This window comes from Inquilinus sp. OTU3971, assembly GCF_038440215.1.
Genome location: NZ_JASATH010000263.1, coordinates 1 through 8,754 on the forward strand (window position 1 = coordinate 1; position 8,754 = coordinate 8,754).

General features: G+C 67.7%; 17 protein-coding genes. 16 read left to right on the plus strand and 1 reads right to left on the minus strand.

Annotated elements, in window-relative coordinates:
* Positions 1-72 precede the first annotated feature (72 nt).
* The 15 genes from rplP to AAHM41_RS36945 all read left to right on the plus strand — a co-directional run bounded on the left by rplP (position 73) and on the right by AAHM41_RS36945 (position 7,257).
* A complete protein-coding gene (rplP, locus tag AAHM41_RS36875) occupies positions 73-492 on the plus strand; it encodes a 50S ribosomal protein L16 (RefSeq protein WP_088152687.1) in 420 nt (139 codons plus the stop codon).
* Positions 493-494: 2 nt separating this feature from the next.
* A complete protein-coding gene (gene rpmC, locus AAHM41_RS36880) occupies positions 495-701 on the plus strand; it encodes a 50S ribosomal protein L29 (protein WP_138892691.1) in 207 nt (68 codons plus the stop codon).
* A 14-nt stretch (positions 702-715) separates the two neighbouring features.
* Positions 716-997: a 30S ribosomal protein S17 gene (gene rpsQ / locus AAHM41_RS36885; protein ID WP_342241621.1), complete on the plus strand. Its 282-nt coding sequence runs from the start codon at positions 716-718 to the stop codon at positions 995-997.
* Positions 998-1,000: 3 nt separating this feature from the next.
* The gene (gene rplN, locus AAHM41_RS36890; RefSeq protein WP_026873847.1) at positions 1,001-1,369 is read left to right on the plus strand and encodes a 50S ribosomal protein L14; all 369 of its coding nucleotides are present in this window, start codon (positions 1,001-1,003) and stop codon (positions 1,367-1,369) included.
* Positions 1,366-1,686: a 50S ribosomal protein L24 gene (gene rplX / locus AAHM41_RS36895; RefSeq protein ID WP_342241622.1), complete on the plus strand. Its 321-nt coding sequence runs from the start codon at positions 1,366-1,368 to the stop codon at positions 1,684-1,686. Before rplN ends, rplX begins: the two co-directional genes overlap by 4 nt.
* A gap of 8 nt (positions 1,687-1,694) precedes the next feature.
* Entirely contained in the window at positions 1,695-2,234 is a 540-nt protein-coding gene (gene rplE, locus AAHM41_RS36900) for a 50S ribosomal protein L5 (RefSeq protein WP_342241623.1), read from the plus strand.
* A gap of 17 nt (positions 2,235-2,251) precedes the next feature.
* Complete coding sequence (gene rpsN, locus AAHM41_RS36905) at positions 2,252-2,557, plus strand: 30S ribosomal protein S14 (protein ID WP_342241624.1); 306 nt, start codon at positions 2,252-2,254, stop codon at positions 2,555-2,557.
* 12 nt (positions 2,558-2,569) lie between these two features.
* Positions 2,570-2,968, plus strand: coding sequence for a 30S ribosomal protein S8 (rpsH, locus tag AAHM41_RS36910; RefSeq protein WP_342241625.1), 399 nt, complete (start codon positions 2,570-2,572; stop codon positions 2,966-2,968).
* An 11-nt stretch (positions 2,969-2,979) separates the two neighbouring features.
* Entirely contained in the window at positions 2,980-3,513 is a 534-nt protein-coding gene (gene rplF / locus AAHM41_RS36915; RefSeq protein WP_342241626.1) for a 50S ribosomal protein L6, read from the plus strand.
* An 11-nt stretch (positions 3,514-3,524) separates the two neighbouring features.
* Complete coding sequence (gene rplR / locus AAHM41_RS36920) at positions 3,525-3,890, plus strand: 50S ribosomal protein L18 (RefSeq protein ID WP_225767060.1); 366 nt, start codon at positions 3,525-3,527, stop codon at positions 3,888-3,890.
* Positions 3,891-3,901: 11 nt separating this feature from the next.
* Positions 3,902-4,507, plus strand: coding sequence for a 30S ribosomal protein S5 (gene rpsE, locus AAHM41_RS36925; protein WP_342241627.1), 606 nt, complete (start codon positions 3,902-3,904; stop codon positions 4,505-4,507).
* Entirely contained in the window at positions 4,500-4,691 is a 192-nt protein-coding gene (gene rpmD, locus AAHM41_RS36930; RefSeq protein ID WP_342241628.1) for a 50S ribosomal protein L30, read from the plus strand. The genes rpsE and rpmD overlap by 8 nt, the downstream gene beginning before the upstream one ends.
* 26 nt (positions 4,692-4,717) lie before the next feature.
* Positions 4,718-5,233: a 50S ribosomal protein L15 gene (rplO, locus tag AAHM41_RS36935; protein WP_342241629.1), complete on the plus strand. Its 516-nt coding sequence runs from the start codon at positions 4,718-4,720 to the stop codon at positions 5,231-5,233.
* An 81-nt stretch (positions 5,234-5,314) separates the two neighbouring features.
* Positions 5,315-6,667: a preprotein translocase subunit SecY gene (secY, locus tag AAHM41_RS36940; protein ID WP_342241630.1), complete on the plus strand. Its 1,353-nt coding sequence runs from the start codon at positions 5,315-5,317 to the stop codon at positions 6,665-6,667.
* Entirely contained in the window at positions 6,664-7,257 is a 594-nt protein-coding gene (locus tag AAHM41_RS36945) for an adenylate kinase (RefSeq protein ID WP_342241631.1), read from the plus strand. The genes secY and AAHM41_RS36945 overlap by 4 nt, the downstream gene beginning before the upstream one ends.
* 46 nt (positions 7,258-7,303) lie before the next feature.
* On the opposite strand, the gene AAHM41_RS36950 is transcribed toward AAHM41_RS36945, so the two are convergent.
* On the minus strand, positions 7,304-8,188 hold the full coding sequence (locus AAHM41_RS36950) for a LysR substrate-binding domain-containing protein (RefSeq protein ID WP_342241632.1): 885 nt from the start codon (positions 8,186-8,188) through the stop codon (positions 7,304-7,306).
* Between the two features lie 103 nt (positions 8,189-8,291).
* Here AAHM41_RS36950 and AAHM41_RS36955 point away from each other — a divergent pair, with 103 nt between their 5' ends.
* The gene (locus AAHM41_RS36955; protein WP_342241633.1) at positions 8,292-8,699 is read left to right on the plus strand and encodes a RidA family protein; all 408 of its coding nucleotides are present in this window, start codon (positions 8,292-8,294) and stop codon (positions 8,697-8,699) included.
* Positions 8,700-8,754 lie beyond the last annotated feature (55 nt).

Here is an 8,754-nt window from a genome sequence, read left to right on the forward strand (position 1 = left end):
GCCGGTGCGTGGCTATCGTCGTGCCGACCGTCGTGGCCGCGATCGCGAGCGCGGCCGGGAGGGCTGAGGATCATGCTGAGTCCCAAGCGCACCAAGTACCGTAAGCAGCACAAGGGCCGGATCCACGGCGTTGCGAAGGGCGGCACCACGCTGAACTTCGGCGCCTACGGCCTGAAGGCTCAGGAGCCGGCCCGGCTGACGGCGCGGCAGATCGAGGCGGCCCGCCGCGCGATCACCCGCCACATCAAGCGTCAGGGCCGCGTCTGGATCCGGATTTTCCCGGACGTGCCTGTGTCGTCGAAGCCTGCCGAAGTCCGCATGGGTTCGGGCAAGGGCGCGCCGGAGTTCTGGGCCGCGAAGGTCAAGCCCGGCCGCGTCATGTTCGAGCTCGACGGCGTGCCCGGCGACCTGGCGAAGGAAGCCTTCGCCCTGGCCGCCGCCAAGCTGCCGATTGCCTGCAAGTTCATTGCCCGCCTTGGAGAGGAGGTCTGACCATGGATATCGAAGACGTCCGCGCCAAGACGCCGGACCAGCTGAAGGACGATCTGCTCGCGCTGAAGAAGGAGCAGTTCAACCTGCGCTTCCAGGCCGCGTCGGGTCAGCTCGAGAACACGGCGCGGGTCCGCGTCGTGCGCCGCGACATCGCGCGCATCAAGACCGTCATGGGCCAGCGCGGCAAGGATGCCGCGCCGGCCAAGTAAGAGGATTGTGAGCCATGCCGCGGCGCGTGCTCATCGGGACGGTTGTGTCCGACAAGACTGACAAGACCGTCACGGTCCTCGTCGAACGCAACCTGATGCACCCGGTCTACAAGAAGTTCATTAAGCGGACCAAGCGGTACCTCGCCCATGACGAGGCCAACCTTTGCAAGGTCGGCGATCGCGTCTCGATCATCGAGACGCGGCCGATCAGCAAGCGGAAGTCCTGGCTCGTCCTGTCCGAGGCCGAGGCGAGCGCCATCGGCGCCTCCGCCGACCCCGCTGTTTCGGGAGCGTAAACCATGATTCAGATGCAGACGAATCTGGACGTCGCCGACAATTCAGGCGCTCGTCGGGTGATGTGCATCAAGGTGCTGGGCGGTTCCCACCGCCGGACCGCCACCGTCGGCGACGTCATCGTCGTGTCGATCAAGGAGGCGATTCCGCGGGGCCGCGTGAAGAAGGGTGACGTGCATCGCGCCGTCATCGTCCGGACCGCCAAGGAACTGCGCCGCCCGGATGGCTCGACGATCAAGTTCGACCGCAACGCGGCCGTGCTGATCAACAAGCAGGGCGAGCCGGTCGGCACCCGCATCTTCGGGCCGGTGACTCGCGAGCTGCGGGCCAAGAAGTTCATGAAGATCATCTCGCTCGCTCCCGAGGTGCTGTGATGGCTGCGAAGATCAAGAAAGGCGACCAGGTCGTCGTCCTCGCCGGCCGTGACAAGGGCAAGAAGGGCGAGGTCATCGAGGTCCGTCCGGCCGACGACCGCGTCGTCGTCCGCGGCGTGAACATCGTGAAGCGCCACACCCGCCAGTCCGCGAAGACGCAGGGCGGGATCGTGGAGCAGGAGGCTGCGCTGCACGTCTCGAACGTCGCGCATGCCGACCCGAAGAGCGGCAAGCCGACCCGCGTCGGCTTCAAGACGCTTGAGGACGGCCGCAAGGTCCGGGTCGCCAAGGCCTCCGGCGAAGTGATTGATCGGTGAGGATGGCCATGGCTCGTCTCAAAACCCACTACGACAAGGTCATCCGGCCGAAGCTGAAGCAGGACTTCGCCTATGCGAACGACCTGCAGGTGCCGCGGATCGAGAAGATCATCATCAACATGGGCGTCGGCGATGCCGTCGCCGACAGCAAGAAGATCCAGGCGGCCGCATCCGAGCTGACGCTGATCGCCGGCCAGAAGCCGGTGATCACGAAGGCCCGGAAGTCGATCGCGGTCTACAAGCTGCGCGAAGGCATGTCGATCGGCACCAAGGTCACTCTGCGCCGCGAGCGGATGTACGAGTTCCTCGACCGCCTGGTGAACATCGCCCTGCCGCGGGTCCGCGACTTCCGCGGCCTGTCGCCCAAGTCCTTCGACGGCCGGGGCAACTACGCCCTCGGCATCAAGGAGCAGATCGTGTTCCCCGAGATCGACTACGACAAGATCGAGACGGTGCGGGGAATGGACATCGTTATCGTGACGAGCGCGAAGACCGACGAGGAGGCGCGTGCGCTCCTCAAGGCCTTCGACTTCCCGTTCGTCAGCTGAACGAGCAAGGATAGATCATGGCCAAGAAGAGCTCGGTCGAGAAGAACAAGCGTCGCGAGAAGCTGGCGAAGGCGTTCGCCGGCCGCCGCGAGCGCCTGAAGACGATCGCCAACGACCAAAGCCTGCCGATGGAGGACCGTTTCGCTGCCCGCCTGAAGCTGGCGGAACTGCCGCGGAACTCCTCTCCGGTGCGCATCCACAACCGGTGCGAGCTGACCGGTCGCCCGAAGGCCTTCTACCGGCGCTTCAAGTTGAGCCGTATCGCGCTGCGCGAGCTGGCCTCGCGCGGGCAGATCCCCGGCATGACCAAGTCGAGCTGGTAAGGAGTACGGACCATGTCGCTAAGTGATCCGTTGGGCGATCTGCTCACCCGTATCCGCAATGGCCAGCGTGCCGGCAAGGCCGTGATCGAGACCCCGGCCTCGAAGCTGCGCACCAACGTCCTCGACGTGCTGAAGCGCGAGGGCTACATCCGCGGCTATGAGACCCATGAGGTCAGCACCGGCATCTCGGCCACCAAGGTCGAGCTGAAATATGCCGAGGGCCAGCCGGCGATCCGCCGCATCGACCGCGTGTCGAAGCCGGGCCGCCGCGTCTACTCGGGCATCAAGGACCTGCCGAAGGTGTATAATGGGCTGGGCATCTCCATCCTGTCGACGCCGCGCGGTGTGATGTCGGACGTCGAGGCCCGCGCCGCCAATGTCGGCGGCGAGATCCTCGCCCGCGTGTTCTGAGGAGACCGGCGATGTCACGTATCGGCAAGCACGCGGTCAAGGTTCCGGCTGGGGTTGACGCTTCGGTGTCGGGCCAGGCCGTCTCGGTCAAGGGCAAGCTCGGTCAGCTCAAGCTCGCGGTCAACGACGAGATCAAGGTGTCGATGGAAGACGGCGCGATCAAGGTCGAGCCGAAGAGCCAGTCGCGCCTGGCGCAGACCATGTGGGCCACCAGCCGCACCCTGATCAACAACATGGTCGTGGGCGTCAGCACGGGCTTCACCACCAATCTCGAGATCAACGGCGTCGGTTACCGCGCCGCGGTCCAGGGCAAGGAGCTGGTGCTGACCCTCGGCTACAGCCACGAGGTGCGCTACGCGATCCCCGAGGGGATCACGATCAAGTGCGAGAAGCCGACCTCGATCGCGATCACCGGCTTCGACAAGCAGCGCGTCGGCCAGGTCGCCGCGGAGATCCGCGGGTACCGGAAGCCTGAGCCTTTCAAGGGCAAGGGCATCAAGTACGAGACCGAGACCATCCTGCGCAAAGAAGGCAAGAAGAAGTAAGGACGGCCGGGATGACCACCAAGACCAACGAGTTGCGCGAGCGCCGCAAGGGACGTCTCCGCCACAAGCTGAGCCAGGCCCGCTACGGCCGGGTCCGCCTGTCCGTGTTCCGCTCTTCGAAGCAGATCTATGCCCAGGTCATCGACGACCAGGCCGGCAAGACCCTTGCCGCCGCCTCGTCGATCGAGAAGGACCTGCGCGGGTCGCTGAAGACCGGCGCCACCATCGAGGCCGCGGCCGCGGTCGGCAAGCTCCTGGCGGAGCGGGCCAAGGCGGCCGGGGTCGACAAGGTCGTGTTCGATCGTGGGCACTACCTGTATCACGGCCGGGTCAAGGCCCTAGCCGATGCCGCCCGTGAGGGCGGCCTGGACTTCTGAGGAGGACGCGCATGGCACGCGAAAGCAGAGACACGCGCGGTCCGAGGGATCGTGGCGACAAGCGCCCGAGCGAGCGGGATGCCGGTGAGGAGCTGATCGAGAAGCTCGTCCACATCAACCGCGTCGCGAAGGTGGTGAAGGGTGGCCGGCGCTTCGGCTTCGCCGCCCTGGTGGTCACCGGCGACGGCCGCGGCCGGGTCGGCTACGGCTCGGGCAAGGCCCGCGAGGTGCCGGAGGCGATCCGCAAGGCGACCGAGCAGGCGAAGCGCAGCATGATCCGCGTTCCGCTGCGCGAGGGCCGGACGCTGCATCACGACATCCTGGGTCACTTCGGCGCCGGCAAGGTCCAGCTCCGCAGCGCGACCCAGGGCACCGGCATCATCGCCGGCGGTCCGATGCGCGCGATCTTCGAGGCGCTGGGCGTCCAGGACGTCGTCGCCAAGTCGATCGGCACGTCGAACCCGCACAACATGATCAAGGCGACCTTCGAGGCGCTGCGGACGATCGAGGGCCCGCGGGCCGTCGCCGCCCGGCGCGGCAAGCGCGTCGCCGACATCATCGGCACCCCGGGCAAGCGCGAGGGTGGCGTCGAGGTGGTGGAGGCCGCGAATGGCTGACAAGTCGACCGTGATCGTCACCCAGATCGGCAGTCCGATCGGCCGCCGGCAGGATCAGCGCCAGACGCTGGTCGGCCTCGGGCTGAACAAGCTGCATCGCACCCGCGAGCTGGAGGACACTCCGGCTGTCCGCGGGATGATCGAGAAGGTCAAGCACCTGGTGCGGGTCGAGCAGGCGGGCTGAGGCCCGTCTGTTCCTGAGGAGCAATCATGACGAAACTCAACGATCTCCGCGACAATGCGGGCGCGCGCAAGTCGCGCATCCGCGTCGGTCGCGGCATCGGCTCCGGCAAGGGCAAGACCGGCGGCCGTGGTGTGAAGGGACAGAAGAGCCGGACCGGCGTCGCCCTGAAGGGCTTCGAAGGCGGCCAGATGCCGATCTACATGCGGCTGCCGAAGCGGGGCTTCAACAACAAGAAGTTCCGGTCGAACTATGCCGTGGTCAATCTCGGCCGCCTGCAGAAGGCGATCGAGGCGGGCCGGGTCGACGCGGCCAAGCCGGTCGACGCCGAGGCGCTGGTCGCCGGCGGCCTGATCGCCAAGACGCTCGACGGCGTCCGGCTGCTGGCCAAGGGCGAGATCACGGCCAAGGTCACCCTGCACGTCCACAGCGCCTCCGCGGCTGCGGTCGCGGCGGTGGAGAAGGCCGGCGGCTCGGTGGTCCAGACCAGCCCGGCCCCGGCCGAGGCTGTCGAGAATGACGCAGAGGCGTCGTCCCAGGCTTAACGCCGCCGTCCAACACGGGTAAAACGGAGGGCGGGGACCGCGTTTGTTCGCAGTCCCCGCCCTTTTCATTCGAGGCCTTGCATGGCATCTGCTGCAGAACAGCTCGCTGCGAACCTGAACTTCGGTGCCTTCGCCAAGGCCACGGAGCTTCGCAAGCGCATCTGGTTCACCCTTGGCGCGCTGATCATCTACCGAATCGGCACCTATGTGCCGATCCCGGGCATCGATCCCCGCGTCCTGTCGGAGATCTTCACCCAGCAGGGCGGCGGCCTCCTCGGCATCCTCAACATGTTTGCCGGCGGCGCGTTGGGTCGGATGACGATCTTCGCGCTGAACATCATGCCGTACATCTCCGCCTCCATCATCATCCAGCTCCTGACGGCGGTGTCGCCGACGCTCGAGGCGCTGAAGAAGGAGGGCGAGGCCGGCCGCAAGAAGATCAACCAGTACACCCGCTACTTCACCGTGGTCCTGGCCACGGCCCAGGCCTATGCGCTGGCGGTCGGGCTCGAGAGCGTGCACGGCTCGGTCGGCGCGGCGGTGGTGGATCCCGGCTGGTACTTCCGCTTCACCACGGTCGTGACCATCGTCGGCGGCACCATGTTCCTGATGTGGCTGGGCGAGCAGATCACCTCGCGCGGCGTCGGCAACGGTATCTCGCTGATCATCTTCACCGGCATCGTCGCCTCGCTGCCGCACGCCCTGGTGCAGATGCTGGAGCTGGGCCGGACCGGTGCACTGTCGCCCTTCGTGATCCTGGTGCTGCTGGCGCTGTGCGTGGCGGTGATCTTCTTCATCGTCTACATGGAGCGGGCGCAGCGGCGCCTCCTGGTGCAGTACCCGAAGCGACAGGTCGGCAACCGCATGTTCGGCGGCGAGAGCTCGCACCTGCCGCTCAAGCTCAACACCTCGGGTGTGATCCCGCCGATCTTCGCCTCGTCGCTGCTGCTGCTGCCGGCGACGCTGGTCGGCTTCGCCGGCAACCAGGCCGACGGCGCCGGCGGCTGGGTGTCCTGGATCGCGGCGCAGCTGGCCCATGGCCAGCCGCTGTTCATGGCGCTCTATGCCGGGCTGATCATCTTCTTCTGCTTCTTCTACACCGCGATCGTCTTCAATCCGGAGGAGACGGCCGACAACCTGAAGAAGTATGGCGGCTTCATCCCCGGCATCCGCCCGGGCAAGTCGACCGCCGACTACATCGACTACGTGCTGACCCGGATCACGGTGATCGGCGCGGCCTATCTGACGGTGGTCTGCCTGCTGCCGGAGTTCCTGACGTCGCAATATGCGGTGCCGTTCTACTTCGGCGGCACCAGCCTGCTGATCGTGGTCACGGTCACCATGGACACGGTGGCCCAGGTCCATTCCCATCTCCTGGCCCATCAGTATGAAGGGCTGATCAAGAAATCGAAGCTGCGGGGGAGCCGTCGATGAATTTGATCCTGTTGGGCCCGCCCGGGGCAGGGAAGGGGACGCAGGCGAAACGGCTGGAGGAGCGGTACGGGCTGAAGCAGCTCTCGACCGGCGACATGCTGCGGGCGGCGATTGCCGAGGGCACGCCGCTCGGCCGGCAGGTGAAGGAGATCCTGGATCGCGGCGATCTGGTGACCGACGAGATCATGCTCGACATGATCGCGGAGCGGATCGCCCAGCCCGACTGCGATCGCGGCTTCATCCTCGACGGCTTCCCGCGCACCGTGCGCCAGGCCGAGGGGCTGGACGAGATGCTGGCCCGGCACGGCAAGGCGCTGGCCGTGGTGATCGAGATGAAGGTCGATGAGGCGGCTTTGTTCGCCCGCGTCGCCAACCGCGCCGCCCAGTCCACCGAGAAGCGCTCCGACGACACCGAGGAGACGCTGCGCAAGCGCCTCGCGATCTATCGCGAGCAGACCGCGCCGATCATCCCCTATTACCGCGGCAAGGGGCTGTTGAAGGCGGTGGACGGCATGGCCGACATGGACGCGGTCACCCGGCAGATCGAGGCGATCCTCGGCCTGCAATCGGCGGACGCCTCGGCCTCCTGACCGGACAGGCCGTGAAGATCAGGGGCGGCCCTCGGGCCGCCTTTTTTCATGGCCGGGCGGCGGCTGCGACGATCCAGTCGCGGAAGGCGCGGATCTTGGGCCGGTGGCGCTGGTCCGCGGAGTAGACCAGCCAGTAGCCCTTGGCGCGGTCGACCAGGAGCGGGAAGGGCGCGACCAGCCGTCCGGTGGCCAGGTCCTCGGCGAAGAAGTCGGGCGTGACCAGGGCCGCTCCGAGCCCGCCGACGGCGGCCTGCGCCGAGGCTGCCTGGTTGTCGAAGCGTGGCGCCGGCTTTCGCAGCGCCGGCGGGGCCTCGACGCCGGCCGCCTCGAACCAGGCATCCCAGCTCATGCTCATGCCGATCAGCGGCAGCGACAGCACATCCGCCGGTTGGCGCAGCCCGGCCGCGAGCCGTGGGGCCACCACGCAGGCGAGGCGAACCTCCAGTAATTTGTGAGCGATGAAGCGCGGTGGAAAACCGCTTGGCCCGGCACGGATCTCGATATCGGCGGCGAGTTCGCCGTCGATGCTGTCGCCGAGCTCGGTGCTGGTGGCGAGCTTGACAGCAAGCTCCGGATGCGCCGCCTGGAAGGCGCCGAGCCGTGGCGCCAGCCAATGGGTGGTGAAGGTGGGCACCGACACGACCGTCAGGCTGCGGCCCGCCGCATCCACCTCGCTGCCGACCGCGGCGCGCAGCCTGCCAAAGGCGTCGACCACCTCGGCGGCCAGCCGTTCTCCGGCCTCGGTCAGGGCCAGGCTGCGGCCGCGGCGGGCGAACAGCGGCGCCCCCAGCCGCTCCTCCAGCCGCTTGATGTGGTAGCTGACGGCCGCCTGGGTCAGCCCCAGCTCGGCCGCCGCGTGGGTGAAGCTGACATGCCGCGCCGCCGCCTCGAAGGCGTGCAGGGCGGGCAGGGGCAGGCTGTCGGTCGGCATGGCTCAGTATAAGCCGGGCTTATGATTTGTCGCGAGCCCCTGCGTGGTTCGGCCGGGCCGGCCGGCGCATCGTCCGCCCATCCCTTCCAGCAGGACGCACGCGATGCCCACCGACCCTCTCGCCTTCCTCAACCCCGACACGATGCCGGCGCCGAACGGCTATTCCCAGGTCGTGCTGATCCCCGCCGGCGCCCGGCTGGTCCAGCTCGCCGGCCAGGTCGGCATCCGCCCCGACGGCTCCATCGCCGGGCCGGATTTCGCCGCCCAGGCCGAGCAGGCCTTCGAGAACGTCAAGGCCGGCCTGGCCGCCGCCGGCAGCGGCTTCGAGCACGTGATCCGGCTCGGCATGTTCGTCACCGACTTCGCCGCCCAGGGCCCGACCCTGCGCGAGGTGCGCGACCGCTACGTCAACCGTGCGGCGCCGCCGGCCAGCACCACGCTGCAGATCGCCCGCTTCTTCCGCGAAGGGCTGCTGTTCGAGCTCGACGTGCTCGCCGTGGTGCCGGGATGAGCGCGGCGCCGGCCGTCCTTTCGGCTCGGCGGCCGACGGCACTGCGCCGCCTTGC